Raw genomic sequence first — 26,134 nt, 5'->3', positions numbered from 1 at the left:
CATTGACAACAGTGTAGTTAGTTTATTTAGAATGGGGTCGGGATGAAATGACATCGTGTAAACCAACGAAAACAGAGTACCAAAGAAAACCAGAATGGCTAAAAATTAAGTTAAATACGAATGATGAATACAAGGGTCTTAAAAAGCTGATGCGTGAAAATAATTTAAATACAGTATGTGAGGAAGCAAAATGTCCAAATATACATGAGTGCTGGGGTTCACGTAGAACAGCTACATTTATGATTTTAGGAGCTATTTGCACACGTGCTTGCCGTTTTTGTGCTGTAAAAACTGGCCTACCTAATGAGTTAGATTTGGCAGAACCAGAAAGAGTTGCAGATTCGGTTGTAGTTATGAATTTAAAACATGCTGTCGTAACAGCAGTTGCTCGAGATGATTTAAAAGATGGTGGTTCTGAAGTTTTTGCTGAAACCATTCGTGCGATTCGACGGAAAAATCCTTTTACATCAATAGAAGTTTTACCTTCTGATATGGGCGGTATTGAACAAAATATCCGTAATATTATGGATGCAAAACCGGATATTCTAAATCACAATATTGAAACGGTTCGTCGACTCACTCCAAGAGTTAGAGCGAGAGCTAAATACGATCGTTCACTCGAATTATTGCGTCGTGCAAAAGAAATGCAACCAAGTATTCCAACGAAATCATCACTAATGTTAGGTTTAGGGGAAACTCATGAAGAGATTCTGGAAGTAATGGACGACCTTCGTGCGAACAATGTAGATATCATGACGATTGGTCAATACTTGCAACCTTCGAAAAAACATTTACCGGTACTAAAATATTACTCCCCAGCAGAATTTGGAGAATTACGAAAAATTGCGATGAGCAAAGGATTCTCCCATTGTGAAGCTGGTCCACTAGTTAGAAGTAGCTACCATGCAGATGAACAGGTAAACGCTGCGGCTAAGCAAAGACAACTGCAAGGTGAACAACTTCTAGCTACTCCAAATAGTTAATGGATGGTGATTGAATGATAATTGCAGAAGGCTTTACATATGAAATTATAGAGGATTATCGCGAGGCGTTTAAAGAAGAAGCATTTTTAGATCGTTATAGTGAAATTTTAACTAAATACGATTATATTATGGGTGACTGGGGTTACGGTCAGCTGCGTCTTAAAGGTTTTTTTGAGGATCGTAGTCATAAAGCTACATTTGATACGAAAATAGGAACGATGAAAGACTATTTATATGAATATTGTAATTTTGGATGCGCCTACTTTGTCGTAAAAAAAATAGGGGTTGCTCCAAAAATTGTTCCTGACGAAGCTATAATAGAAGTAAATGAAAATCTAGAGCAAGATCAACTATGATCTGCTCTAGGTTTTTTCTTTTGCAACCAGATATGGACTATCCCTCAAAAATTCTCTACACTAGTCTGGTTTAAGGATTAACTATTTGTGTAAACTGATATTATTTCTAACTCTACTGTAATAAAAAAGCTAGTCGTGATATGAAACCACAACTAGCTATTTATATTATATTAACTCAATAATTCTCGAAGATAATCTCGTAATTCTACTGCTTCTTCTTCTGATCTATTAAATACATGTTCGAGATAGCCTGGTTCTTCCACATCATCAGCTCCGATAATGGCAGCTCGTCCATATTGTATATCCATTACAAGTACTTTTCCAAAAAAGCGAGAGCTTTGAGAAATAGCTAAATCATATCTTTGGGATTCTCCTGTAAAGCCAACAAATCTCGTTTTAGTATCCTCTACATCATCGTACAAATAAAATCGCTCCACTATGTGACACTCCTTCCTACCTTAGAATTATGGTACTATAGAATAGGAGTATATATCAACTGAACAACAATTAGGAGGCCTTTCCATGTATTTTGTAGATAGAAAAAAAATTGCTTTAACATTGGCTCATATGAACCAATTGTTGAACCTTATTGAAACAAAACAAGATTGGCAAGTAGATGAATTATCTAACTTAGCGTTTGAGCGAATTGGTCATAATATTATTGAATCTATTATCGACGTAGGCAATTCAATGATCGATGGGTTTATCATGCGTGATCCTGGTGGATACGATGATATTATCGATATTTTAACGGATGAGAAAGTTATTTCTGCTGAGATGGATGGACCATTAAAAGAAGTAATTGAGTTTAGAAAAGTGCTTGTTCGCCAATTTTATGCGGTGGACCACAAAAAATTAGAGGAAGTTCTGACGAATAATTTACCATTCTTAAAGGCATTCCCGAAAGCTGTAGAAACTTATTTAGTAAATGAATTAGGGCCAGTTTCTGCCTTTTTACCTGAGGATTCTAATGTTAAATTATAAAGCATACTTTATCGATTTAGATGGCACTGTCTATAGAGGTAAAACACCAATTCCTGAAGCTGTGAAATTCATTCATTATTTACAAAGCAATGGTAACCAACCATTTTTTGTGACGAATAATTCTTCTATGACTCAACAACAACTACAGGAAAAGCTGGCCATAATGGATATTCAAGTAGATACGGAACATATTATTTCATCGTCTATTGCAGCTGCAAATTATATTAATGTTTTTATGCCAGGTAAAGAAGTATTTATGATTGGTGAACTTGGCTTGGAAGATGCACTTAAATCACGAGATATTTCGATTACAACTGGTATGGCAGATGTTGTCGTACTTGGAATTGATCGTCACATTAATTATGAGAAGCTGGCAACTGCCTGTCTTTCCGTAAGAGCGGGCGCTACATTTCTTTCTACTAATAGTGATCATGCTTTTCCTTCTGAGATTGGATTTTTACCTGGAAATGGAGCCTTTACAAAGTTAGTGGAACATTCTACTGGAGTAGAACCAATCTATATGGGGAAACCTCAACCTTTTATGTTAGAGTTTATACAAAAAAAATATGGATTTAGTAAAGAAGAGATGGTCATGATTGGCGATAATTATCAAACAGACATCTTGACCGGAATTCATATGGGGATTGACACAGTACATGTGAACAGTGGGGTAAATTCTACTGCAGAAGTTAAGCTTCAGGCAGAGCAACCTACCTATTTTCTAGAATCTTTAAGCGAATGGACAAAATAAAAAGACTGTGCTCAAAGTACAGTCTTTTAAAATAGAGGGTTGTCCTCTATAAATTGATATATGTTTGCGACAAGTTCGCTTGGGGTATTTGCTTCTACAACTTCACCATTCACAATAGCAAATAAAGTTTCAGAACAGAGGGAGCAATAACTCAGGCAACCATACTCTAAAACGTCTAAATTGGAGTCTTGTTCTAATATTTCAAATGCTTCTTGGGACCCGTTTGCAAGGTTGCTTATACAAAATTCAACCATAGGATTCACAGCTGTTCACCTCACTACATGGTCATGCTACTCTTTTTTAAAGAAAACGTCAATTAAGAAGTTCTATTGTGAAATGTATCACAATCTATTATAATTTGAGATGACATTAAATTTAAGGGAGAATATTATGCGAAAATTAGTATTGTTAGGTGGGGGATATGGAAATATGCGAATATTACTTCGCTTATTGCCAAATAATATTCCTGATGATGTAGAAATTACTTTAATAGACAGAACACCGTTTCATAGTTTAAAAACAGAATTTTATGCACTAGCTGCTGGAACATCTCCAGATAGTGGCATTAGAGTAGCTTTCCCAGAAAACGAAAAATTAAAGGTAACATACGGAGAAATTTTAGAAATAGATGTAGATAGCAAGCAAGTGTTATTAGCTGATGGACAAGCAGTTTCTTATGATGAATTAGTAATTGGACTAGGTTGTGAGGATAAATACCATAATGTACCTGGTGCTGATGAATTTACTTATAGCATTCAAACGATTGGTAGTTCAAGAGATACGTACAATAAAATTGGTGGTCTACCATCTGGTTCTGTTGTAGGTATTGTTGGAGCGGGACTTAGTGGAATAGAACTTGCGAGTGAACTTCGTGAAAGTCGCCCAGATTTATCGATTAAATTATTTGACCGCAGTCCACGTGTTTTGAGAGATTTTCCAGAACGATTAAGTAATTATGTACAAAAGTGGTTTGATAATAACAATGTAGATGTAGTTAGTAATTCAAATATTACAAAAGTAGAGCCAAACAAATTATACAATCACGAAGAAGTAATTCCTGTAGATGTAGTTGTATGGACTGCAGGTATACAACCCGCAGCACCGGTAAGAGCATTACCTGGTGAAAAAGATAAAACCGGTCGTGTTATATTAACACAGTATCATGACTTACCAAGCTATCCAAATGTATATGTTGTTGGTGACGCAGCATCACTGCCATTAGCACCAAGTGCCCAGTTAGCAGAAGAGCAAGCTGAGCAAATTGTTAAAGTGCTTCAAGCGCGTTGGAAAGATGCACCACTTCCTGAAAAGATGCCAGAAATTAAGCTTAAAGGATTCATGGGCTCTCTTGGGAAAAAACAAGGATTTGCCTATTTAGCGGATATCTCAGTCACTGGACGTATTGCACGTTTGATGAAGTCTGGTCTGCTGTGGATGTATAAACGTCATAATGGGTAATAGAAAAAGCTTCGAAGGCTCCTTAGAGAGCACTTGGAAGCTTTTTTTTGATCAATCTGTGTAGCCATATTTTTCAAGGGCAGCATAGATTGGTTTTAATTGGATATACCCTTCTCCAATCATCTCATCATTAATCATGACAAGTGGATAAAAGAATTCATCTTCCGCAATTCGGTCGGCGATACTCTGTTGTTTTTCATTCTCAATTGGCTTTTCAATATCGATATAGTTGAAAATAACTTTGTGATTTGGAAATTTGCGGTCGATTGCAGCTTGTAACCATTCGTATGTATCCTTAGAAGATGGTGCGTTTACACAACTTGCGCAAACAACATCAGCCCCATAAATTTCTATATGTATAGATTGAAACGTCATAATAATGACCTCCTTGGAATTCTTTATTGGATTTTTTCCTTCCTTCACATTATAATGATTATAGCGAAAGGAGTCGATAGAAATGACTGATACAATGAATGAACAAGTTCAAGAGGTTTTAGATAAATTGCGTCCATTTTTACTTCGAGATGGAGGAGACTGCGAGCTTGTAGACATTGAAGATGGTATTGTAAAACTACGTCTTCTAGGAGCTTGTGGCAGCTGCCCAAGTTCAACGATTACACTTAAAGCTGGTATTGAACGTGCACTTCTAGAAGAAGTTCCGGGAGTAGTAGAAGTAGAACAAGTATTCTAATAATAATTATAAGCAAGCACCTATGTCTGCCTCGACAGGTATGGTACTGGAGTCTTTGCAGAGAATCTCTTGTAGAAAGAGTTCCTGCAAAATAGATTTTATCTTAAAGTAGAAAAAGGAGCCTAACCTATGGCTTCTTTTTCTTTTTGCGCACGAATTTCCTGCCAACGATCTTTTGCCATTTCAACAATAGTCGGTTCTAGAGAACTATTTTGTTTTTCAATTACTTTAGAAAAGTATCGCGTAGCATATTCAATATCACCGATTTTTCTAGATAGTTCCGCTATTAAGTAGAGCATACGGGACTCAGACATTTGTGTGCCATTGTAGTCATCGTTTGAATAGGACTCGGCATACCGATTACGTGCCATTTCTAAGAACCGGATTTCCTCTTCTTGTTTGTCTTGTAAACGGTATAACCATGCAGTACGTAACGCTAAACCGGCCATATTTACAAATTTTTCTTTCTTAAGAGTGCCGGATAGAATTCCGAGTTTATAGGTCATAATTCCCTCTTCAATCGACCTTTCATTACCGTATGTTCGAGGTACCCATTTACTGGAAATTTGTTCTTGGATTATTTCTTTCACTCCTGGTGCAAAATACTTTGTGAAGTCATCTGTAAATGAAAATCCACAATGTTCACATACGAATATGTTATATAGCAAAGGATTTATTTCTTTATTTTCATATATTGGTTGAAAATCTGTATGGTGTGATTCAACTTTGATAAATTTGGAGCGGACCTTTGTTGTTTTGAATTTTTGTTTACAATGTAAACATTCAATGTCTTTTTGATAATAGGGTGTAAGTTCCATCTTTAGTCCTCTTTTCACGTGACGTTATATAGTTCCATTATACCTAATGTGTGTGATGAAAGCTAAGTAAATATTCAAGTGGTTTTCCTTGTCTACATAGTAATAACATTGATATGATATAAATAAGAAAAGGAAGGTGATTCAGATGTCACAAATAGTTATTTTATCTGAAGCGGCAGCTTACCGTGTAAAAGAAATGATGACACATAATGGAGAAGAAGGCTCTGCTCTTCGTGTTTCAGTTAATGGTGGTGGATGCAGCGGTCTTACTTACGGAATGGGATTTGAAAAAGAAAAACAGCAAGAAGATATAGAACTTCATCAGCATGGAATAGATATAGTAGTGTCGACAGAAGATGCTTCTATCCTAACTGGAACAACCATTGACTATAAAGAATCATTAATGGGGGGCGGTTTTACGATAGAAAACCCTAATGCCATTGCTTCTTGTGGTTGTGGAACGTCATTTAGAACAGCTAAGAAAGAAGGAACTCCGGAAAGCTGCTAATAGAGGAAAGAACATTTTCTGTAGAAGGAAATGTTCTTTTTTTGTAGTAGATTTTTCAGCTTTAGCCTAAGGCGCTTTTTGGAAAGATAGGAGCCTCAATCTCAGTATTTTCAGACCTTTACAATTAAATAACAATGTATTGAAATCATGTGAGAAAAGGTCTAATATAGGAAGTAAGAGTTTTTGTCGGAAAATAGACAAAGATGAAGCGTTTAGAAGTTATTTTTGTGTAATAACTTTTCTTAAAAAATATAAAAAGGTGGTTGCGATCTTCGTGAAAAGACCAACAATTCTAGTATTAGGTGCAGGATACGGTGGACTATCTACAGTAGTAAACCTTCAAAAATTAGTAGGTGCAAATGAAGCAGATATTACATTGATCAATAAAAATGATTATCATTATGAATCCACTTGGTTACATGAAGCTTCTGCTGGTACATTAAGTCCCGATCAAGTTCGCTATGATGTGAAAAGCGTAATCCAATCTAGTAAAGTTAACTTTGTAAAAGCTACAGTTGATGCTATTGACGTTAATACTAAGAAAGTTACAACGAGTGCTGGTGAGTATACATATGACTACTTAGTTATTGGTTTAGGCTTTGAAGGAGAAACATTTGGTATTCCTGGCTTAGATAAATATGCACTTTCAATTGCTAACGTAAATGCTGCTCGTCAAATTCGTGATCATATTGAATATCAATTTGCTACTTGGTCTACTGAGGAAGTACATGATGATACTCGCTTAACTATCGTAGTAGGTGGAGCAGGGTTCTCAGGTATTGAATTTTTAGGTGAATTAGGAAATCGTATTCCAAAACTTTGTAAAGAATATGATGTACCACAAGAAAAAGTACGTGTAGTTTGCGTAGAAGCTGCTCCAATGGTTTTACCAGGATTTGATCCAGAGCTAGTTGAATATGCAGTAAGACAATTAGAGTCTAAAGGAATTGAATTCTCTATTGGAACTCCAGTAGTTGAAGCAACTCCAGAAGGCGTAAAAATTAAAAAAGGCGAAGAAGAATTCGAATTTATCAAAGCTGGTACAGTTGTATGGGCTGCGGGAGTTCGTGGAAGTCGCTTAATCGAAACATCAGGTATTGAAAATATGCGTGCGCGCGTTAAAGTTGAAAAAGATATGAGAGCTCCTGGGTTCCCAGACGTATTCATCGTTGGTGACTGTGCTTTACTAATTAATGAAGCTATTAATCGCCCATATCCACCAACTGCTCAAATTGCGATGCAACAAGCAGTAACTGTTGCTAAAAATATTGTAGCTCTTATTAATGGTAACCCAACAGAAGAATTTGTACCCAACCTAAAAGGAGCTGTATGTTCTCTTGGAGAGCATGACGCAATTGGGGATGTAATGGGAAGAAAACTGACAGGTACAAAAGCATCAATTATGAAAAAAGTAATCGATAATCGTGCCCTTTACATGATCGGTGGACTTCCACTAGTAGTGAAAAAAGGTAAATTCAGCTTATAATATCCGTTAACTATAGAAGCTCCCACTAAAATTTAGTGGGAGCTTCTTTTTTGATCATCAGTAAATTGAAATAAAAAGTATTTTATTAAGTTTCTACTAGTATTAGAGCTAGTTTTAACCATTTACTAAGTAGAAAACTGCATTTTGTTCCTAATTATATTACCCCTTTACAAATTATTTTGTATGTGATATATTATCTGAATATTAAGAAATATAGAGAGGAGTCGATTACATTGATAAAAAAAGAGACAAAGAATACGCATTGCCCATATTGCAAAGGGGAGGGATATTTCCAACTTCGCTTAGGTGGATCTGAGACTTGTAATTGCTGTAATGGATCTGGAAGAAAGTGAAGAAAGTATGACAAAAAAGTGAAAACAAATATGTTCATTGAATACTAACCTCCGTTAAGGTAAACTATTTACAGATGTTACGGAGGTTATATAATATGGAGTTTATGTTAGTTCAAATGATACTTTCAGTTGTTATATTTTTTGTCATGTTTTTTGGGATCGCTTTCTTATTGAATATGTTACTTCGTATGACATGGTTCATGGCCATTCTTTATCCGATTGTTGTGGTATTAATCATCGATGAAGTTAGATTTTTTGATTACTTTACAAAACCAGGTTCAGCTTTCTCCGCTCTAGGGGAAAAAATTATTTCTCTTCATGCGGCTGATATTATAATATTAGCTGGCGGACTCGTTGGTACTATTGCAGCAGGCTTTGTCATAAAATTTTTAAGAAAAAATGGATATCAGATGTTTTAATAGAAAAGGATGGCTCCATAATGGAGCCATCCTTTTCTTTGTTTGGTTTTTCCTATAGTAGAAAGTTATAAATGATTACGGAAATTAGTATTCCAGTTATAGCACCCATAAAAACTTCAATTGGTTTATGTCCAAGTAACGTTTTAAGCTCTTCTAACTTTTCATCATTTTTTTTATGTGACCATTCTTTGGTTTGTTCAACGAATAGTTGAAAGTCAAGACGCATTTGATTGATCATAATTGCTTGTTGACCTGCTTGAAAACGGACACCCGTTGCATCGAACATAACAATTACTGCAAATACCGTAGCAACTGCAAATAATGTTGAATCGAGTCCTGTTTCAAAAGCTATTGCCGTACATAAAGATGTAACAGCAGCTGAGTGAGAACTAGGCATCCCACCAGTAGAAGTGAATAGCGACCAATCTAATTTTCTCGTCATTAAAAAGTGAATTGGAATTTTGACAAATTGTGCAAAGAAAATAGAAAAAAGTGCAGCTAGTAGTGGAGTGTTTTGGAGGATTGCCAAAGTAGACACCGCCTTTCATTTTGAACTTATATTATTGATAGTATAACACACTCCTACTAGTCGAAAAATAAGTAAGGTTCCTATATAATAAGATTATATCCGAAAATAGTAGGGGGAAAAATAATGATCATCCATACAAATGAAGTATTGTTTGAAGAAGTACAATCTGAAACTCTTGTAGTGGCAGTTTCAAAGCATGTAGAAAACACACCGAAATGGGATACTTTCTTAAAGAGCTTTGGCGAGCATATTGGAGATTGGGTAAAAAGTGGGGATATCTCCACCGATTTAAAGAAAATCGTTAAAATTCCTGTTTCTAACCATGAATCTGTAAAAAGAGTACTGTTTGTAGGTATAGGTGATCGTAAACAATTAACACAAGAACGACTTCGCGAAGCATTTGGCCTTGTTGGGAAAGAATTACTAGTTAGTAAACCTGAATCACTAGGAATCTGGCTTCCTTCATTTACAACGGATGCTATAACTGTAGCAGATGTAGCTTATTTAGCAGCTGAAGGTATTGGCATGGGTTCATTTACATATGAAGGGTATAAAACATCTTCTAATGTTCCGGACTACTATCTGCCATCTATTGAACTTTTGATGGACGAAGAGGATGAAGAGATCGTCTCGTATTTTGAAGTGGGAACTATTTATGCAGATGCGGTAAATGAAGCAAGAATTCTTGTGAACACGCCTGGTAATGTTCTGACTTCTACTCAGTTGGGTGAATATGCAAGAGAATTGGGCGAAACATACGGATTCGAAACTGAAATACTGGGCAAGAAAGAAATTGAGGAGCTTGGAATGGGCGCACTTCTTGCTGTAAACCAAGGATCAGTTGAAGAACCGAGACTTATCGCATTAAAATATCAAGCGACAGACGACTGGACAGATGTTGTAGGATTAGTAGGGAAAGGTATCACTTTTGATACAGGTGGATACTCTATTAAAACGAAAACTGGCATCGTTGGGATGAAAGGAGATATGGGAGGAGCTGCGGCTGTTTTAGGTGCAATGCAAATCATTGGTGAGCTTCGTCCAAACAAAAATGTTATTGCTATTATTGCTTCTACAGACAATATGATTTCAGGCAATGCCTTCAAACCAGATGATGTTATTACATCCATGAGTGGTAAAACGATTGAAATTTTAAATACAGATGCAGAAGGTCGTTTAGTTCTAGCAGATGCTGTTACATATGCTAAGCAACAAGGTGCGAACTATATTGTAGATGTTGCGACATTAACTGGTGGCGTTATAACAGCATTAGGATACGATAAAACCGGTGCATTAACGAACAATGAAGAGTTCTTCGAGACATTCATGGAATCTTCATTAGAAACAGGAGAATTCGTTTGGAGACTGCCTCTAACTGAAAACGATAAAAAACGTATTCGTAAAAGTGATGTAGCAGATCTAAATAATTCACCTGGTGGAGATGGCCATATGATATTCGGTGGTGGATTTGTTGGGGAATTTGTGGAGGAAACTCCGTGGATTCATTTGGATATTGCGGGTACATCTGATACAAAATCAGCTCATGACTTTGGACCAAAAGGTGGTACGGGGGTAATGGTACGTACACTAGCAACATTAGTAGAAAGAATGGCAGAAGAAGAGTAGGGCGTAGGGCAAACACACAGCCTCGCTTTCCCTAGTGGCATACACTGAGGGGAAAGGAGGAGTAACATGGTAAGATTGCGCGGAGGTTATAGAGGACCCGGCTTTGGTGGTTACAGAGGTCCAGGATTTGGAGGCATAGGAGGCTTCGGAGGCTTTGGGGGCCCGTTTGTAGGGGGCTTACTCGGAAGTTTTGTAGGTTCTGCATTATACGGAGGTGTTGGTGGATATAGGCAACCATATCCATATTATCCTTATCCTAATTACTATCCATATTCACCATATCCTTTTTATGGTGGTTATTACTAATAAAATTAATACTGGTAAAAAAGCTTCTGTATCCTCGGTTAATCCTTGGGTACAGAAGCTTTATTTTATTTATAGTGTAGATTGAGCTTTAGTAAAAATAAGAGATCTAGAATCGATTATTTCTCCCAATGAAGGGGGGATATGTCGAATGGGGACCGAAAAAGGAGAGGAAAGGTTCGTTTGAATTTATTCATGACCAAGTCCTATTTAAAAAGCAAATACTAATTTTCCAGTAATTCATTCTATCAATCATTCAAGTTCCGATACAGTTACAAATGTATATCCTTCGCTGATCAAATATACAAGTACATCTTCTAGTCCTTGAGCAGTGGATAAATGTATATCATGCATTAAAATGGTGCTTCCATCATGAACACTGCTCTTCACAGATACTAATAACTGAGAGGCATCACGGTGTTTCCAATCAAGTGTATCTACGTCCCATAATACAACTGGTAAGTTCAAAATGTTCACCAGATCATCATTAAAAGCACCGTAGGGAGGACGAAAAACAGTAGGTTCCTGTCCAGTGGATTGTTCGATGATGTTATTTGTTTTGGAAACCTCTTCCAAGATTGCATCAGTGGTCATATTAGTCAATTTTGCATGAGTCCATGTGTGATTGCCAAGCTCATGTCCGGCTTTCAACACATCGCTTGCAATCTCCGGGTAAAATTCTACTCTGCTCCCAAGCATAAAGAATGTCGCTTTTGCATCATACTTTTCTAAAGTTGTAAGAATACTAGGTGTAACTTTTGGATCTGGTCCATCATCAAAAGTTAAAGCAACTCGCTTCGTTTTAGTATCATCAATTTGTAGGTCAACTTGAGTTGAAGTCTCATCTTTACTGTTTTCTTCCACTTGAACATCCACAGAACTATCTTCTACAGGAGGTTTCGGCAATCTATCCACTGAATTATCAAGCTTATAAGGTGCAAGCAGTTGTCCGTTTAACTCGGAAAGGGGGACAGCGATAATCGGTGCACCTGCCACCCCACTAGCAATCTCATACTCATCAAAATAGATAACAAGTGTATCGTCTATTATTGCAAACTGTTCAAAGTTACCCCACCTAGGTTCTGTAGCTAGCAACATTTCCTCTTCTTGCACCTGATCTTTCAGGCTGGGGTCTTTCTTAATATTATCTCGTACAAGTGATGAAAGCTTTACCAGATTAGATTCATCATCTCCAAATAGATCATTTATCCCTATAATTTTTTCTGATTCGGGGTGAAAATTAACCGTATTAAATTCTGTATATCCATTTGCTCCTCCAGTATACATTCCGGTAATCATAACAAATGAAAAAGAGCCTGAGGTATGTGGAAATATTTCAAATGCGATGTTCAATTCACCAGGGATCTTACTACCGATCCGTTTATTTTCTTGCATGGTGCTTAAATAAGTGTCAAGTTGTTCATCTATGTATTTTTTGATATGTACATTGAATGCTTCTACTTTGCTATGTGGGTATTGTATTGAATAAGGCGAATACTCGTCATTTGACACCTCCGTTTTAATAAGTATTCCAGGAAAAGCTGATTCTTTAGTAGAATCTTCTTTTGTTATTTTTGTATTTTTTCCATTGCTGCTAGTTTGGTTTGCATTGCCCTTTGTTGAGGAACTGAGTAGGATAAAGCACATGCTCAGAAGTGCAATTAAACCAATACAAGCAACCTCAATCCAAAGGCGCCGTTTTTTGTTAGGGAATTTGTTCATAGGTGGTATTCTCCTTTATTATTTTTCAACTTCACATTATAAATTAATATACTACTATTTAGACGGGTGATCAGGTAAAAAAGTTTGCTAAAATAATAATTTCTAGGAAATTTATATTCTTTATGATAAATATTACGAATAAAGCACGAGAGAGCGCGATTTCAAACTATTAATTCATAAAAAAAAGCATGTTTTGATTTTTTTCAAAACATGCTCGTTAGATTTAATATTAAACAGCTCTTATTGAAGCTTTTCTCTTTTCTTTTTAATCACATCAGCTAGATCATCTCTGACTGTTTGATCGGAAAGTTTTACACCTGATAGATAAGCTGCACGACCCATCATATGACCTCCTACTGGTCCGGTGATGAAGAGAAAGGCAATCCCTAATAATATTCTAGAATTGAAATGACCTTCGATTAGCCAAAAATGAAGGAAGACCCCTAGCAGAATACTCATAACCCCTAAAGTGGCGCTTTTTGACGCGGCATGAGCTCTGGAGAATGCATCGGGTAGACGTATTAAACCAATTGCAGTTACTAAGATGAAAATGGTTCCAAAGGAAATTGTAGCAATGATAAGTATATTAGCTATTACGGTCACGTTGAATGATTTCTCCCTTCTCCGTGAATTTAGAAAATGCCACTGTTCCTATAAAGGATAGAACAGCTAGTAATAATATAACTTCTAAGAAAAAGACAGTATCAAAGAGTATGGATATAAGCCCGATCAGCGTTATAAGTCCTACTCCTATTGCATCTAACGCAATAACACGGTCAGGTGTAGACGGACCTTTTACTAGACGATAAACAAAGGCTAGGATAGACAAACTGATTAACACTACTATTACCCAGAGAAAGGTTATCATGATCTGCTCACCTCCAAAATGGCTTTTTCAAACGTATTTCGAATTGAATCTATAGCTTCATCAATATCTTCAAAGTCTAGCGAGTGGATGTATAGTGTTTTATTGTCGTCTGAAATGTCGATAACTACGGTGCCTGGTGTTAATGTGATCAAACTAGACAAAAGGGTAATCTCCCAATCCTGTTCGAGTACTGTCGGCATTGCAAAGATCGCCGGACGAATAGGCATAGTTGGTTGGATGATTAACTTTAAAACAGAGAAATTGGACATGACAAGTTCCTTTAGGAAAAGGCTGCTTAACTTCACAACAGCCCACAGACGATCCATATAAAATCGAGAGCTAAAGGATTTACGAAGCATGAACAGCATTAGCAATCCTAATATATAACCGACTATAAATGTCGTAGGCTTAAATGACACGGATAGGAACATCCAAGTAAGTGCTATTAATACATTCAATAAAATTTGAAAAGCCATATTATTTCACCCCTTCAAATACAGCGTCAATATATAGAGAAGGATCAAGGAGCACATTTGTGGCATCTCCCATAAATGGTACCAAGTATTCTGCACCAACACCATACAGAACAGTAATAGTAGCCAATGTTATAGCAGGAGCTAATAAATGACGGTACTTTTTATCACTAATAAGATGTTCTCCTTTTTCTTCCCCCCAGAATGCGTAAATGAAAATACGAATAACTGAAAGTAGAACTATAAGACTGGAAGCTAGTATGAAAATACTTTGCCATAATAGATCTCCTTCAAAACCACCTTGTACGATTAAAAGTTTCCCTATAAAACCACTGAGAGGGGGGATACCAGCCAGTCCGAATGCAACAACTAAGTAAACCCAGCCTAACATCGGGTAACGTTTCATAAGTCCTCCCATTTTCCGTAAATCTGACGTTCCAGTTATCTTAATAATAATTCCTATTAATAAGAACAGAGCGCCTTTTATGAGAATATCATGGATCAAATAAAACACAGATCCCATCATTCCACTTTCATTCATCACGGAGGCTCCAAACAATATAACACCTACTGCTATCACGATATTGTATATAATAATCTGTTTGACATCGAAATAGGCTAATGCCCCAATGCAACCTACAACAATAGTAAGGATGGACAGTATCATTAACAAAGTATGTGTATACCCAACATCGGTGGTGAAAAACAGAGTATAAGTTCGCATAATTGCGTATACTCCTACTTTTGTGAGCAATGCACCGAACAGTGCAATCACTGGGATAGGTGGTGCTGCATATGATCCTGGTAGCCAGAAAAATAATGGGAATATACCACCTTTAATCCCAAATACGATGAGGAACAATACAGCTATCACTGTCACAATTCCTGACGGACCTATTTCTGCAAGTTTGACAGAGATGTCTGCCATATTCAGTGTGCCGACTACGGAATACAAATAACCTACAGTAATAACAAACAACGAGGAAGATACAATATTTACGATTATGTATTTGATAGATTCTTTTAATTGAACCTTTTCTCCTCCTAAAACAATTAGAACATACGAGGACATTAACAACACTTCAAAGAATACAAACAGATTGAAAATATCGCCTGTTGTAAAGGCACCGTTTACACCTGTGAGCATGAATAGTATGGCGGGGTAGTAGAATGCCTTTTCTCGTTCCTCTCCTATAGAGCTAAAGCTATACCACACTACAAAGAAAGCAATAAGTAGTGAAGATGTAACCAACATTGCAGAGAACATATCCGAGACCATTGTAATTCCGAATGGTGGTGCCCAACTGCCTAAAGTAAGTGCTTGTACACCATCTACTTTTACTTTGTAAAGTAGGACAAAGGAAGAAGCTAAAGCAAATAACAAACCAATCATCGTTACAATTCGTTGCGCTTTCACTTTTTTCGGGAATAGTAATAGAACAGCAGCAAACAGGAAAGGAATTAGGATAGGAAATAATAATAAGTTAATCATTGTCTTCATTTCCTTTCATCAAATCCATATTGTCGGTACCAACAACTTTATATGCACGATAAGCTAAAACGAGAGAAAACGCAGTCACTCCAAAGCTAATCACAATCGCGGTTAAGATAAGCGCCTGTGGCAAAGGATCGGCATAATCAGTGATGCCATCTGCTAATACTGGAGCAGATTTCCCACCTAATCCACCCATAGTCAGCAACAGTAAATGAGTTCCGTGACTTAGTAAACCTGTGCCAATTGTTATACGTAACAAGCTTCTAGAAAGTATTAAATAGACGGCAGCCATAAATAGAAAGCCGATTAAAATGGACATGAGGATCTCCATTATTCATCTCCTCCTATCATTTGAATGATGTTCATCGTAACGCCTACCACTACTAAGTATACGCCTGTATCAAAAAACATAGCTGTATGAATAGAGGTTTCACCAAGTAATGGTAAGTTAAAGTAATCATAGACATGAGTGAAGAAAGGAACATTAAAGAAAATGGATCCTGCTGCAGTAAATAGGGCTATTAATAATCCTATAGCAGTAATTAAGGTGTAATTAATAGGTAGCATGTCTTGTACAGTTTTCAAATCAAAGGCTAACATCAGCAAAACAATTCCACTAGACATGACTAATCCGCCTACAAAACCTCCACCAGGTGTATAGTGACCTGCAAAAAAGATATGAATGGAAAATAGAAAGATGATGAAAAATACTAATTTCGTAGTAGTCTGGATTATTAAATCATTTGTTTTCAACTTTTCTATCTCCTTTCTTTTTTGCTAGGCGAACAGTAATCATACCTATTATTCCAAGTGAAGCAATAGTAAGTACACTAATTTCAAATAATGTATCAAAGCCACGATAATCGACTAAAATAACGTTTACGATATTACCTCCACCTGCTTCTGAGTAAACAGTTTCCTTATAATACTCAGAGATGGAGGAAACGAGCTTTTGAGAGTGTGAAGCTATAGCAATCAACGTCACCATGACACCAACACCTAAAGCAATTAGAAAGTTATTCAATCGGAAACGACGATCTTCTTTCCCTTTCTCATACTTGTTCAATTTCGGAAGATGATAGAAGGCACCTAAGAAAAGTGCAACCGATACAGTTTCAATGACTAACTGTGTTAATGCTAAATCTGGAGCTTTAAAGATGATATAAAATAACGCTACAGTATATCCAACAGCACCAAGAGCAATGATAGCTGTTAGTCTAGATTTGGTAACTAAAATAGTGATTGTACTGATGATTAACACAACTGAAATCAATACCTCAAAAAATTGAATTGGAGCTAGATTAGTGAGGTCCATAACAAATGCATCTTTTATCCACATTGTAAAAGCTAACAGAATTATCAATGCTGCAAACATATAGATTAAATAGGAACGAATAGATCCAGTCATATAACTAGAAGATAATCGGTTTGCACCTTTGTCTGAGAGATTCATCAGCCCATCATAAAATCTATTCAGTGAAATCTTAGCAGGCATATTTTCGTATAGTGGAACCCATTTAGCAATTGTTTTATATAAGAGGAACCCTATTAAAAAGATGCCTAATGTCATATACAATGCTGTAGATTCAAAACCATGCCATGCTTTAATCTTAAATCCAACATCTGCTGGTACTTGATATGCAAGCGGCTGAATGGCAGCTACTGCAGGTTTTATAAACGTATTACCAAAAAAGTTGGGAACAAAGAATATTACTATTACAAGTATTGCTAAAATTGCAGGAGACACTAGCATTCCTAGAGGAGCTTCATGTGCTTTTTTTGGCAATAGTTCAGGTTTATATTTTCCACGGAATGTATGGAATACGAAATACAGACTGTACACAAAGGTGAAAACACTAGCAACCCAAGCAATTACTGGAAACAAAATCCACCAGGAATCTAAAGAGTGTACATTAAATTGCTGCAAGGAAAGCGTAGCATCTAAAAACATTTCTTTACTTAAGAAACCATTAAATAATGGAATACCAGCCATGGAGAAACTACCGATCATAGCGATTGTAAAACTAATAGGCATCAAGCTCATTAGGCCGCCAAGTTTACGAATATCTCGTGTACCTGTCTCATGATCAACAATACCTGCAATCATGAACAAGCTACCTTTAAATGTAGCATGATTCATTAAGTGGAATATTGCTGCAAAAGAAGCGAATGTAAAGGTGGTTACTAAGTCTCCTGTAACATGATAGGAGATTGACCCAATTCCAAGTAAGGACATGATCAGCCCGAGTTGGCTCACTGTAGAGAAAGCAAGTATAGCCTTTAAATCTGTTTGTTTCACAGCAAAGATAGAACCCCAGAATAATGTTAACAATCCTACTCCAGTCACAAGCCAAACCCAAACTTCAGATAAAGCGAATATTGGAGTGAATCTGGCAACTAAATATAAGCCTGCTTTAACCATTGTAGCTGAATGTAAGTAAGCACTTACCGGAGTTGGGGCTTCCATCGCATCCGGTAACCATATGTAAAAAGGAAACTGAGCTGACTTTGTAAAAGCTCCAATTAGTACTAGGACAAGTGCCCAAACAAATAAATCATGATTGACGAGTGAAGAAGCTTGGTCGATTAGTTCACGAATAGAGAACGTGTCTCCCATTATACCTAGTATTACGAAGCCTCCAAGCATCATCAACCCACCGAATACAGTAATCATCATCGATTTTAGAGCGCCAAAGCGAGAGCGATCCTTTGTATACCAATATCCAATAAGTAAGAAAGACGAAATGGAAGTTAACTCCCAGAAGAAATATAAACTAATGAGATGATCCGATTGGACAACGCCTAACATTGCACTCATGAATAGCAATAGATAAACGTAGAAGTTTCCTAGTTTCTCTTTTTCTTTATCCAAGTAAAAAATAGAATAGAGAACGACTAACATTCCGATTCCAGTAATTAGTAAAGAAAATAGTAAACTTAACCCGTCCAGATATGAAACTAAGGAAATATCCAAGGATGGAATCCATGCAAAATCCTCCATGTAAGTATTACCGGCCATGATGTCAGGGATATAGGTACCATAAAAGGCAACCAATCCAAGTGGAACAAGTAGTACAAACCAGCCGGTATGAATATTAGAAACTTTCTTGAACAGAAAAGGAATCACGAAGGCCACTATTATGGGTAAGAAAATAGCAAAAATAAGGGACAAGGGGAATCCTCCTTTCAGATAAGTATGTATTTATATGCACCTCAAATTATAACGCAAATAATTATTATTTGCATGGACTATTGCGTATAGTCTATTTCATTCGATATGATAATTAGGATTAGTTAAATAAGTAGAACTACGTTTTGGAAATGTCATAAAGTATTCACTTGTTTTAATAATCTACGCAAAAATAGCATTTATCAATTAAAGGAGTACTTATGAAAAACCCTTATGTGTTTGGCTTTTTACCATTAATTACAATAGTATTATTCAGTTTATCCTTTGCAACATTCTCGATGAATAAAGTTATAGACCTTTTTAAGGTAATCGGAGTGTACAGTGGGATGAGAGAATTTCTTTCTGATATAGAACTAAAACTATTTCTACTGATTATTTTGGCATTAATCTATTTTATGGTTTTTTCGGCATTAAAACTTATTGCTGAAACCATTCATGAAATAGGAATGTTATTTTTCTCGAAGGACTATGAAGGAAAAACAATGGCGCAGGCCCGTGGTGGCTTTGTAATCTTTTTTATAGGGGCAATAATTTCTCTAGTAGGATTTCAATCGATTCAGTTACTACTAATTATATTCTTGTTAACTACTTTTATATATTTTGTGTATGTAGTATATAAATTGAGTGGTTCAATGAGTCTTATCGGTACACTTGGTTTAGTTATGTTTGAAATTATTATCTGGAGTCTATTTATGGCTCTGGTCATATATATAATTATCAAACTATACAATGGGATAATTGCCAGCCTACCGTTTCTTTAGGATTTACTAGATATACTATAGAACGGACATTTAAAGGAGTAAGCAGTATAAGGCTAAAATGAATTATGACTTAGTGGGGTAGAGATATGGAAACTATAGACAAAATCATAAACACTCTAAAGAACAAACACATCATTCAAGAACAGGTTATAGAATGGACAGAGATAAAAAGTGGCACAACTGATGGAACTATATATAGATTATCTTCTGAAAAAAAGCCGTTATATGTGTTAAAAAAAGATGAACCTGAAGTTGTTGCCGCGACTAATGGATTTCTTGAAACTTATAAAAACATTAAGTTATTGCCAAATGTACTTTACACGGATGAATTTAATGAGTTTATTGTTTACTCGTATATTTCAGGAGACACTCATATAAATCGCGGATCTAAATTAGAATGGATGAAGATTATAGTTGGAGAATTGATAAATCATTATGAAAAAGCAGAGGAGAATTTTAGCCGTGGGAGAGTAACAGGTATAAATAGAAGCTTATGGGCTGACTTTAATCTGGAAAGCTTGGAATATGCTAAAGCTAATATCGGGGATTTATTTTCGAACGAAGAACACAGGAGAGTAAGGCTTTTAGTAAATAAACTAAGTACTTATGAGTACCAACAAGAGAAATATTATCTTCACGGAGATGCAGGTGTGCATAATTTCGTATTTAAGAGCCACAAATTAAATGGAATTATCGACCCATCACCATTAATTGGTCCTAAGATTTATGATTTTACATATGCATTTTGTTCCTCTCCTGACGATTTAAATCTAGAAACCTTATATTCTTCGTTTTCATTGTTGCATCAAGAACAGCGCATTACTAAGGTGGAACTTTTGGAAGAGGTTCTATTTCAGTTGTATACACGTATTGGTATTTGTAAAAAAGTGCATCCTCAGGATTTGGTTGCCTACCTTGAAGTATGGAAGGAATGGCGAGTATACCTTCCTTCTATCTAAGTATTTCTAAAATATGACGATGGAGTTGTCTAATGAAAAGGTTAGTAATTATGACAGTTGGTAAAACACATAGTGGCAAAACTACATTTGCCAATGCTTTAGAAAAAGAGCTTCTCAACTCAGTTGTGATAGATCAAGATAATCATGCGGAGTTTCTTCATGAGCATTACCAATCCCTATTGCCCAAGCAGGGTAGTAATACGATAAAATATGCAATTACACAAGCTATTGTTCATCATGCTGTTCATGAGACAAATTGTCATATGATTCTTTGTAACTCAAATCTCAATCGGAATGGTCGTTTGAAACTAATCAATTATTATCAAAGCAAAGGGTTTACTTGTATCCTCGTAAACTTTGAGATCCCTGATCATGTTTTAAAAGAGAGAATTACAAAAAGTGAGCGTAGTACATCGATTTTAAGAGTGGCTGCCACTTTTGATGAAGTACTTCTTCGCCAACAGGCAGAAACAAAAAAAGGCGATATACTAGCTCCCACTGGAGATGAAGCCGAGCATTTATTTGTTATTAAAAAGCAGGAGGATGTTGAGTCCGTCATTCGAAAAATTGTAGATACTGCTTTTTGAGGTATGTAGAGATTAGAAAAAATTATTATATAAAGAAGCAAAATAGCGAACGAAATTTCATCTTCGAGAACTTGCTTACTAAATAGGAAGGTATCCTTTCTCTAGTAATCCATGCTAACGTGTCTCCGAGTGGTACAAAGAAGACTGACACAATTATAAAACGAGAAAAAGGGATGCTGGTAGGTTGTGAAGGACGTCACAACAAACTAGCATCCCTTAAAAATGACTCGGTAATAATCAATTAGCATAGTAACTATTCAGAGCCGTTCGAAAACGATAGAAACAGACTTTCTCAATTCATTATTTGATTAAAAATTTTATGGTGAATCTTTTTCGATTCTATCGGTTTCATATTTTTCGGCATATCATAACCAATCCACACTGCAGCTGTATAAGTATCTGTAAGCCCTGTAATCCAGTAATCATAAAAATCATTGGTTGTTCCTGTTTTAGCCCCAATATAAGAGGACTGCACACTTATGCCCTTGCCGGTCCCATTAGCGACCACGTCTGCTAGTAAATCTCTCATTGTATGCACAGTTGTAGGAGACCAGACTTCGATCTTTTCTTCTTGCCATTCATATAGAGAATCGCCATTCTTGTTCGTTACTTTTTGAATAGCGTGAGCCGGTTTATACATTCCATTGATAAAGCCTGTGTAAGCATCAGCCATCTCCAGGACTGTAACCCCATTCGTTAACCCCCCTAGAGCAGCAGGGTAGGTATGATCTCCCGGAACTAAGTGATTAAATTGAAATTGCTCTAATTTCGCAAATGCCTCTTCAATCCCTACAGTTTGTAATAGACGCACAGCGGGTGTATTGTGACTAAATCGAAATGCTTGTTTTAGCGATACATTGCCGTATATGGCCCCACCATAATTTTGCGGACAATAACTCATAATACATAGTTTCCCCCCACTAATCTCATTGTTTGGAGTTAATGAAGTCGTTTCAAAAACGGGACCATATACGAGTAAAGGTTTTAAAGCTGAACCGGGTTGTCGCACTGCTTGATTGGCCCGGTTGAAATCAAACTTTTTATAATCTTTGCCGCCGAACATACTGACTATTTCTCTTGTCTCATTATTAATAACGATAGAAGCAGCTTGTAAATCATTTGTTCTGTCTAGGAGATTATCGATATATGTTACATCTTCTTTTTGCTTATGAGGATCTAATGCGGTATGCACGATTAGTCCTTGCGAGATTACTTCGTTTACGCGAGTTTGTAATTCGTTTTTTAGAAACACCGCCTGCTGCTCATTGGAGGCAGAATCAATTTTCTGTTGAAACCCCTCGTTACTACTGATCAGGGACTTTAGCTCGTCTAACACATAGGTGCTATAAACTGGATACAATTGTTTTTTTGTCTTAGTCTGAAGAACAATAGGCTCGTTTTTTAAGCTATTTCCTTGCTCTGCAGAAATTTTGTTGTTTTTCACTAATACCTCTATCAACAACTCTTGTCGTTTTTTTGTAGCTTCGAAGTTTTCTAAAGGATTATATAGAGACGGGTTGTTAGGTATAGCGGTTATGAATACTTGTTGTGCTTCCGTTAATTCATCTAACGGTTTACCAAAGTAGTAGGTTGCAGCTGCCCCAATTCCATACACTTGGTTACTAAAGTATATTTCGTTTAGATAATTCTCAAGTATCTCATCTTTTTCTGTTTGTTTTTCCATCTCATAGGCATAGACGAGTTCCGTAACTTTTCGTTCATACGTTTTCTCTGTAGATAAGTAACGTAGCCTCACTAATTGCTGAGTAATCGTACTTGCCCCCTGGTCGCTGGAATTTGCGGCAGCATTGGCAAAAACTGCACGGAAAATCGCACTGAAATTAAAGCCAATATGATTATAAAACTCTGCATCCTCACTTTGTATAAGCACCTCTTGTACGAAGAGAGGAATAGATTCTAATGGCAGGGGATCTCGCCACTCAACATAATCTTCTGAGAAAATTTCCTTATCTTTATCCAACAGTACTATAGGAGATGTAATAACGGGTGTATTCAGTGGAATTGCCTCTTTTAAACTTTCTTTAAACTCTGATGCAGTTAAAATTTCGCTATGGATAAACGAGTATAAAATCCAAATGAGAGGAAAGCAAAGAAGAACAATAATATATCCAAATGCTTGTCGCATAAACTTGCACTCCAATTCTAATAATCTAATAACTAAAGCGCAAACACCCATGTCTCCCATGGAAAGAGCTAAGGTATGTCAATTTAAATTTACGACATCGTGGTTCTTCTGCGAGAAGGGCATCGCAAAATAAAAAACATTTTGTAACGACTCGATGGGTAAGGCGCTGGATCTGGACAGATAATATGTCAAAGCATATATTCTCTTTTCTAATAAAAAGAATAGCACACTTTCGATATGGAAAGTGTGCTATCTTTAAGTTAATTTTGCATGCATTTCTTCCTCTATTAACACATCCTCAAAATCTATTCGAGGTTTTTTTCTAGCGTAGTATATAATAACGAATGCTATTAAGAACAACGCACCAGTAACAAAAAAGACTGATGAAATACCGATGTAACCACTGATAAATCCTCCAAACATTGGTCCAATTATATTACCTAAAAAACGGAAACTTGTATTATATCCCATTAGTTCACCTTGAACCTCGATAGGGGCTTCTCTTCGTATTAAAGCGGTAGTAATTGGTATTAATCCACCAGATGCAATACCGAACAAGAAACGCAGTATTATCAGTTGCCATAATTCGGTGACGAATGCCTGAGGAACGATAAAAACAAAGGCTATAATTAGAAGAAAGGATAATATCTTTTCATATCCAATAGAATCTCCTAGTTTTCCCCAAGTTCTTGCAAACAGTAGACTTCCTACTCCGGTAGCACTAAAGGTAATACCTGCAAGAAGGGCAACTTCTTTCGAGTTCGTTAATTGGGAAACATATAAAGATAAAAGTGGTTGAATACTAAAAAGTCCAATTTGTATTAAGGAAGTTATCATTAGAACATTTAACACGAGACGGTGGTGAAATATACTGGAGATAACAGTTTTTCTGGAATATTCATGATCTCCTTCTTTTTTCTCTTTGCGAATTTCATGTATTCCAAAAAGAACGATTAAAGCCGCAATAGAGACAGCTGTTGCAGTAATCATAAATGTATATTGAAAACCGAATGTATCTGCTAGTAACCCACCAATAATGGGACCGAATAATGTACCAGAAACACTACCCATCTGTAAAGTACCCATTGTTTTTCCGGCAATTTTCTTTGGAGTTTGAGAGCTTATAAAGGCTAAAGAGGTAGGGATGAATCCAGTGACAATCCCCATAAACAAACGTAGGACAAAGAAGGCTTCTACAGAATTAACAAACCCCATTAACAAAACACTAATTGCAATCCCAAATCCATTAATGATTAAGATTGGTTTATATCCATATTTATCAGCTATTCTTCCCCAGATAGGTGACATTAAAAATGCAGAAACAAATGTAGCGCCGAATACGAGTCCCGACCATTTTTGTACATACGCTTCCGAGAAATCACCCATTGTATTTATATATAAGGATAAGAACGGCATAATCATTGTCATCGTGGCAGAAACTAGAAAGATTGAAAACCACATGATCGTAAAATTGCGCTTTTGTACGCTCACTGAAATCCCTTCCCTCTATTGTTTTCTTAGCTTGTACTATTACTAGTATAGAACATTTAGTGTGTCGAAGAAAGTTAGATACTTTGTCACTGAATTTTGGTGTATTGTTATGGTAAACTAATTTGGGGTGAATGATTCATGAAAAAACTATTAGTAATTATAGGGATAGCAACAACTATTTGCTTTTTAAGTGCTTGTGGAACAGATGATTCCAAAGCATCGAAAGTAGAGTTAAAAAAAGAAGATTCTACTATTAATTCTGATACCCAACAAGAAGGAGAGATAATCATGTATCCACAACTATCTAAAGAGGTTGCTTCAAATGAAGCACTAGTAACTATGAATACATCAATGGGATCGATTAAGATTAAATTATTCCCGGAACTAGCTCCAAAAACAGTGGAGAATTTCTTAACACATGCAGAAAACGGTTATTATGATGGCTTAATATTCCACCGTGTTATTCAAGATTTCATGATCCAAGGTGGAGATCCAACTGGTACTGGCATGGGGGGAGAAAGTATTTACGGAGCAGAATTTGAAGATGAGTTTTCGATGAATCTCTTCAACCTAAGGGGAGCTCTTTCGATGGCAAATGCAGGACCAAATACAAATGGTAGTCAATTTTTCATCGTTCAAGCTTCTGAACCACCTGCAACAGCTAAGCAAATGATCGATGGTGGATGGCCAAAGGAAATAGCTGAAGCTTACGAAGATATGGGCGGAACTCCGCATCTTGACCAAAAACACACTGTATTTGGTCAGGTCATTGAAGGTATGGAAATAGTGGACCAAATGGCAGCAGTTAAGAAAGGCGCTCAGGACAAGCCACTAGTCGATATCACAATAGATTCAATCGAAATCACGCAGAAATAATTAGAGGAGTGTCTATATGTTTTCGTTTTTACATCTAGCTTTTTTGTATTTCCCAGAAGATAAATCGGAATATATACCTGTTGTAATCGAATTAGTTGTTTTAGTAGCGCTTTGTGTAATTGTTTTTAGATGGTTATTGAAAAAATCTAGAAAAGACGCTGAGAAAGCAAGAGTTTTAGAAGAAAAAATTAAGCAAGCAAAAAAAGATGAACTTCACAAATAGTCTCTAAAATAGTATGACAATTACTATAGGTGCATATACAAAGAGACCCTCCATTTACAGAGGGCTCTGAAAAAGTCC

32 protein-coding genes are annotated in these 26,134 nt (G+C 36.4%); 17 read left to right on the top strand and 15 right to left on the bottom strand.

Annotation, left to right across the window (positions count from 1 at the left end):
- Positions 1-47: 47 nt before the first annotated feature.
- Together lipA and MHI47_RS13705 are read left to right on the top strand one after the other, a co-directional pair.
- Positions 48-983, top strand: coding sequence for a lipoyl synthase (gene lipA, locus MHI47_RS13710; protein WP_093537773.1), 936 nt, complete (start codon positions 48-50; stop codon positions 981-983).
- A gap of 14 nt (positions 984-997) precedes the next feature.
- Entirely contained in the window at positions 998-1,339 is a 342-nt protein-coding gene (locus MHI47_RS13705; protein ID WP_340769794.1) for a YutD family protein, read from the top strand.
- Positions 1,340-1,509: 170 nt separating this feature from the next.
- Here the strand turns inward: MHI47_RS13705 and MHI47_RS13700 are convergent, their stop codons facing one another.
- A complete protein-coding gene (locus tag MHI47_RS13700) occupies positions 1,510-1,776 on the bottom strand; it encodes a DUF3055 domain-containing protein (protein WP_093537775.1) in 267 nt (88 codons plus the stop codon).
- Positions 1,777-1,861: 85 nt separating this feature from the next.
- Between MHI47_RS13700 and MHI47_RS13695 the strand changes: the two genes are divergently transcribed.
- Both MHI47_RS13695 and MHI47_RS13690 read left to right on the top strand, forming a co-directional pair.
- Positions 1,862-2,323, top strand: coding sequence for a DUF86 domain-containing protein (locus MHI47_RS13695; RefSeq protein WP_093537776.1), 462 nt, complete (start codon positions 1,862-1,864; stop codon positions 2,321-2,323).
- Positions 2,310-3,074, top strand: a complete 765-nt coding sequence (locus tag MHI47_RS13690; RefSeq protein WP_340831156.1) for a TIGR01457 family HAD-type hydrolase — start codon at positions 2,310-2,312, stop codon at positions 3,072-3,074. Before MHI47_RS13695 ends, MHI47_RS13690 begins: the two co-directional genes overlap by 14 nt.
- A gap of 26 nt (positions 3,075-3,100) precedes the next feature.
- Here MHI47_RS13690 and MHI47_RS13685 read toward each other — a convergent pair whose 3' ends face one another.
- Positions 3,101-3,337 carry a YuzB family protein gene (locus tag MHI47_RS13685; protein ID WP_093537778.1) on the bottom strand — a complete coding sequence of 79 codons (237 nt, stop codon included), beginning with the start codon at positions 3,335-3,337 and terminating at the stop codon, positions 3,101-3,103.
- Positions 3,338-3,464: 127 nt separating this feature from the next.
- Between MHI47_RS13685 and MHI47_RS13680 the strand changes: the two genes are divergently transcribed.
- Positions 3,465-4,532 (top strand): NAD(P)/FAD-dependent oxidoreductase, encoded by a 1,068-nt coding sequence (locus MHI47_RS13680; protein ID WP_093537779.1) that lies wholly within the window; start codon positions 3,465-3,467, stop codon positions 4,530-4,532.
- A 51-nt stretch (positions 4,533-4,583) separates the two neighbouring features.
- Here the strand turns inward: MHI47_RS13680 and MHI47_RS13675 are convergent, their stop codons facing one another.
- A complete protein-coding gene (locus MHI47_RS13675) occupies positions 4,584-4,907 on the bottom strand; it encodes a YuzD family protein (protein ID WP_340763051.1) in 324 nt (107 codons plus the stop codon).
- A gap of 82 nt (positions 4,908-4,989) precedes the next feature.
- On the opposite strand from MHI47_RS13675, the gene MHI47_RS13670 reads away from it, so the two are divergent.
- Complete coding sequence (locus MHI47_RS13670) at positions 4,990-5,223, top strand: NifU family protein (RefSeq protein ID WP_090567122.1); 234 nt, start codon at positions 4,990-4,992, stop codon at positions 5,221-5,223.
- Positions 5,224-5,345: 122 nt separating this feature from the next.
- Here MHI47_RS13670 and MHI47_RS13665 read toward each other — a convergent pair whose 3' ends face one another.
- A complete protein-coding gene (locus MHI47_RS13665) occupies positions 5,346-6,041 on the bottom strand; it encodes a DUF2225 domain-containing protein (RefSeq protein WP_340831154.1) in 696 nt (231 codons plus the stop codon).
- Between the two features lie 145 nt (positions 6,042-6,186).
- On the opposite strand from MHI47_RS13665, the gene MHI47_RS13660 reads away from it, so the two are divergent.
- The 4 genes from MHI47_RS13660 to MHI47_RS13645 all read left to right on the top strand — a co-directional run bounded on the left by MHI47_RS13660 (position 6,187) and on the right by MHI47_RS13645 (position 8,807).
- On the top strand, positions 6,187-6,549 hold the full coding sequence (locus MHI47_RS13660) for a HesB/IscA family protein (protein WP_093537782.1): 363 nt from the start codon (positions 6,187-6,189) through the stop codon (positions 6,547-6,549).
- A gap of 274 nt (positions 6,550-6,823) precedes the next feature.
- Positions 6,824-8,035, top strand: a complete 1,212-nt coding sequence (locus MHI47_RS13655) for an NAD(P)/FAD-dependent oxidoreductase (protein ID WP_340831152.1) — start codon at positions 6,824-6,826, stop codon at positions 8,033-8,035.
- Between the two features lie 185 nt (positions 8,036-8,220).
- The gene (locus MHI47_RS13650) at positions 8,221-8,388 is read left to right on the top strand and encodes a YuiA family protein (RefSeq protein ID WP_322788090.1); all 168 of its coding nucleotides are present in this window, start codon (positions 8,221-8,223) and stop codon (positions 8,386-8,388) included.
- A gap of 95 nt (positions 8,389-8,483) precedes the next feature.
- Positions 8,484-8,807: a YuiB family protein gene (locus MHI47_RS13645; RefSeq protein ID WP_340831150.1), complete on the top strand. Its 324-nt coding sequence runs from the start codon at positions 8,484-8,486 to the stop codon at positions 8,805-8,807.
- A 52-nt stretch (positions 8,808-8,859) separates the two neighbouring features.
- On the opposite strand, the gene MHI47_RS13640 is transcribed toward MHI47_RS13645, so the two are convergent.
- Entirely contained in the window at positions 8,860-9,336 is a 477-nt protein-coding gene (locus tag MHI47_RS13640) for a divergent PAP2 family protein (RefSeq protein ID WP_093537785.1), read from the bottom strand.
- 123 nt (positions 9,337-9,459) lie between these two features.
- Here MHI47_RS13640 and MHI47_RS13635 point away from each other — a divergent pair, with 123 nt between their 5' ends.
- Both MHI47_RS13635 and MHI47_RS13630 read left to right on the top strand, forming a co-directional pair.
- Positions 9,460-10,962 carry a leucyl aminopeptidase gene (locus MHI47_RS13635; protein WP_093537786.1) on the top strand — a complete coding sequence of 501 codons (1,503 nt, stop codon included), beginning with the start codon at positions 9,460-9,462 and terminating at the stop codon, positions 10,960-10,962.
- Between the two features lie 66 nt (positions 10,963-11,028).
- Entirely contained in the window at positions 11,029-11,268 is a 240-nt protein-coding gene (locus MHI47_RS13630; protein ID WP_340763045.1) for a hypothetical protein, read from the top strand.
- Positions 11,269-11,517: 249 nt separating this feature from the next.
- Here MHI47_RS13630 and MHI47_RS13625 read toward each other — a convergent pair whose 3' ends face one another.
- From MHI47_RS13625 to MHI47_RS13590, 8 genes are all read right to left on the bottom strand, one after another.
- Complete coding sequence (locus MHI47_RS13625) at positions 11,518-12,987, bottom strand: polysaccharide deacetylase family protein (RefSeq protein WP_340831148.1); 1,470 nt, start codon at positions 12,985-12,987, stop codon at positions 11,518-11,520.
- Between the two features lie 240 nt (positions 12,988-13,227).
- The gene (gene mnhG, locus MHI47_RS13620) at positions 13,228-13,590 is read right to left on the bottom strand and encodes a monovalent cation/H(+) antiporter subunit G (protein ID WP_093537789.1); all 363 of its coding nucleotides are present in this window, start codon (positions 13,588-13,590) and stop codon (positions 13,228-13,230) included.
- Entirely contained in the window at positions 13,574-13,855 is a 282-nt protein-coding gene (locus MHI47_RS13615) for a Na(+)/H(+) antiporter subunit F1 (RefSeq protein ID WP_093537790.1), read from the bottom strand. Before MHI47_RS13615 ends, mnhG begins: the two co-directional genes overlap by 17 nt.
- The gene (locus tag MHI47_RS13610; RefSeq protein WP_340763041.1) at positions 13,852-14,331 is read right to left on the bottom strand and encodes a Na+/H+ antiporter subunit E; all 480 of its coding nucleotides are present in this window, start codon (positions 14,329-14,331) and stop codon (positions 13,852-13,854) included. Before MHI47_RS13610 ends, MHI47_RS13615 begins: the two co-directional genes overlap by 4 nt.
- A gap of 1 nt (position 14,332) precedes the next feature.
- On the bottom strand, positions 14,333-15,820 hold the full coding sequence (locus MHI47_RS13605; protein WP_340831147.1) for a Na+/H+ antiporter subunit D: 1,488 nt from the start codon (positions 15,818-15,820) through the stop codon (positions 14,333-14,335).
- Positions 15,813-16,154, bottom strand: a complete 342-nt coding sequence (locus MHI47_RS13600; RefSeq protein WP_340831145.1) for a Na(+)/H(+) antiporter subunit C — start codon at positions 16,152-16,154, stop codon at positions 15,813-15,815. Before MHI47_RS13600 ends, MHI47_RS13605 begins: the two co-directional genes overlap by 8 nt.
- Positions 16,154-16,576 carry a Na(+)/H(+) antiporter subunit B gene (locus MHI47_RS13595; protein ID WP_093537794.1) on the bottom strand — a complete coding sequence of 141 codons (423 nt, stop codon included), beginning with the start codon at positions 16,574-16,576 and terminating at the stop codon, positions 16,154-16,156. Before MHI47_RS13595 ends, MHI47_RS13600 begins: the two co-directional genes overlap by 1 nt.
- The gene (locus MHI47_RS13590; protein ID WP_340831143.1) at positions 16,563-18,995 is read right to left on the bottom strand and encodes a Na+/H+ antiporter subunit A; all 2,433 of its coding nucleotides are present in this window, start codon (positions 18,993-18,995) and stop codon (positions 16,563-16,565) included. The genes MHI47_RS13595 and MHI47_RS13590 overlap by 14 nt, the downstream gene beginning before the upstream one ends.
- A 218-nt stretch (positions 18,996-19,213) precedes the next feature.
- Between MHI47_RS13590 and MHI47_RS13585 the strand changes: the two genes are divergently transcribed.
- From MHI47_RS13585 to MHI47_RS13575, 3 genes are all read left to right on the top strand, one after another.
- Positions 19,214-19,774 (top strand): DUF5366 family protein, encoded by a 561-nt coding sequence (locus MHI47_RS13585; RefSeq protein ID WP_093537796.1) that lies wholly within the window; start codon positions 19,214-19,216, stop codon positions 19,772-19,774.
- Between the two features lie 86 nt (positions 19,775-19,860).
- Complete coding sequence (locus MHI47_RS13580; protein WP_340831142.1) at positions 19,861-20,733, top strand: hypothetical protein; 873 nt, start codon at positions 19,861-19,863, stop codon at positions 20,731-20,733.
- 32 nt (positions 20,734-20,765) lie between these two features.
- Positions 20,766-21,320, top strand: a complete 555-nt coding sequence (locus MHI47_RS13575) for an AAA family ATPase (protein ID WP_340831140.1) — start codon at positions 20,766-20,768, stop codon at positions 21,318-21,320.
- A 292-nt stretch (positions 21,321-21,612) separates the two neighbouring features.
- On the opposite strand, the gene MHI47_RS13570 is transcribed toward MHI47_RS13575, so the two are convergent.
- Complete coding sequence (locus tag MHI47_RS13570; RefSeq protein WP_340831139.1) at positions 21,613-23,466, bottom strand: transglycosylase domain-containing protein; 1,854 nt, start codon at positions 23,464-23,466, stop codon at positions 21,613-21,615.
- A gap of 255 nt (positions 23,467-23,721) precedes the next feature.
- Positions 23,722-24,957 carry an MFS transporter gene (locus MHI47_RS13565; RefSeq protein ID WP_093537800.1) on the bottom strand — a complete coding sequence of 412 codons (1,236 nt, stop codon included), beginning with the start codon at positions 24,955-24,957 and terminating at the stop codon, positions 23,722-23,724.
- Positions 24,958-25,239: 282 nt separating this feature from the next.
- On the opposite strand from MHI47_RS13565, the gene MHI47_RS13560 reads away from it, so the two are divergent.
- Positions 25,240-25,833, top strand: a complete 594-nt coding sequence (locus MHI47_RS13560) for a peptidylprolyl isomerase (protein WP_340832061.1) — start codon at positions 25,240-25,242, stop codon at positions 25,831-25,833.
- A gap of 16 nt (positions 25,834-25,849) precedes the next feature.
- Positions 25,850-26,056 (top strand): hypothetical protein, encoded by a 207-nt coding sequence (locus MHI47_RS13555; protein ID WP_340831138.1) that lies wholly within the window; start codon positions 25,850-25,852, stop codon positions 26,054-26,056.
- Positions 26,057-26,134 lie beyond the last annotated feature (78 nt).

Origin of the sequence: Psychrobacillus sp. FSL H8-0487 (assembly GCF_038008385.1) — a bacterium.
In the GTDB taxonomy this organism is placed as follows: domain Bacteria; phylum Bacillota; class Bacilli; order Bacillales_A; family Planococcaceae; genus Psychrobacillus; species Psychrobacillus psychrotolerans.
This window is presented reverse-complemented; position numbering and strand designations above follow the sequence as displayed.

Coding starts and splice junctions, on each gene's coding strand:
- lipA (WP_093537773.1), top strand. CDS start 48: ATGACATCGTGTAAACCAACGAAAACAGAGTACCAAAGAAAACCAGAA.
- MHI47_RS13705 (WP_340769794.1), top strand. CDS start 998: ATGATAATTGCAGAAGGCTTTACATATGAAATTATAGAGGATTATCGC.
- MHI47_RS13695 (WP_093537776.1), top strand. CDS start 1,862: ATGTATTTTGTAGATAGAAAAAAAATTGCTTTAACATTGGCTCATATG.
- MHI47_RS13690 (WP_340831156.1), top strand. CDS start 2,310: ATGTTAAATTATAAAGCATACTTTATCGATTTAGATGGCACTGTCTAT.
- MHI47_RS13680 (WP_093537779.1), top strand. CDS start 3,465: ATGCGAAAATTAGTATTGTTAGGTGGGGGATATGGAAATATGCGAATA.
- MHI47_RS13675 (WP_340763051.1), bottom strand. CDS start 4,907: ATGACGTTTCAATCTATACATATAGAAATTTATGGGGCTGATGTTGTT.
- MHI47_RS13670 (WP_090567122.1), top strand. CDS start 4,990: ATGACTGATACAATGAATGAACAAGTTCAAGAGGTTTTAGATAAATTG.
- MHI47_RS13665 (WP_340831154.1), bottom strand. CDS start 6,041: ATGGAACTTACACCCTATTATCAAAAAGACATTGAATGTTTACATTGT.
- MHI47_RS13660 (WP_093537782.1), top strand. CDS start 6,187: ATGTCACAAATAGTTATTTTATCTGAAGCGGCAGCTTACCGTGTAAAA.
- MHI47_RS13645 (WP_340831150.1), top strand. CDS start 8,484: ATGGAGTTTATGTTAGTTCAAATGATACTTTCAGTTGTTATATTTTTT.
- MHI47_RS13635 (WP_093537786.1), top strand. CDS start 9,460: ATGATCATCCATACAAATGAAGTATTGTTTGAAGAAGTACAATCTGAA.
- MHI47_RS13630 (WP_340763045.1), top strand. CDS start 11,029: ATGGTAAGATTGCGCGGAGGTTATAGAGGACCCGGCTTTGGTGGTTAC.
- MHI47_RS13625 (WP_340831148.1), bottom strand. CDS start 12,987: ATGAACAAATTCCCTAACAAAAAACGGCGCCTTTGGATTGAGGTTGCT.
- MHI47_RS13615 (WP_093537790.1), bottom strand. CDS start 13,855: ATGATAACCTTTCTCTGGGTAATAGTAGTGTTAATCAGTTTGTCTATC.
- MHI47_RS13610 (WP_340763041.1), bottom strand. CDS start 14,331: ATGGCTTTTCAAATTTTATTGAATGTATTAATAGCACTTACTTGGATG.
- MHI47_RS13605 (WP_340831147.1), bottom strand. CDS start 15,820: ATGATTAACTTATTATTATTTCCTATCCTAATTCCTTTCCTGTTTGCT.
- MHI47_RS13600 (WP_340831145.1), bottom strand. CDS start 16,154: ATGGAGATCCTCATGTCCATTTTAATCGGCTTTCTATTTATGGCTGCC.
- MHI47_RS13585 (WP_093537796.1), top strand. CDS start 19,214: ATGAAAAACCCTTATGTGTTTGGCTTTTTACCATTAATTACAATAGTA.
- MHI47_RS13580 (WP_340831142.1), top strand. CDS start 19,861: ATGGAAACTATAGACAAAATCATAAACACTCTAAAGAACAAACACATC.
- MHI47_RS13575 (WP_340831140.1), top strand. CDS start 20,766: ATGAAAAGGTTAGTAATTATGACAGTTGGTAAAACACATAGTGGCAAA.
- MHI47_RS13570 (WP_340831139.1), bottom strand. CDS start 23,466: ATGCGACAAGCATTTGGATATATTATTGTTCTTCTTTGCTTTCCTCTC.
- MHI47_RS13555 (WP_340831138.1), top strand. CDS start 25,850: ATGTTTTCGTTTTTACATCTAGCTTTTTTGTATTTCCCAGAAGATAAA.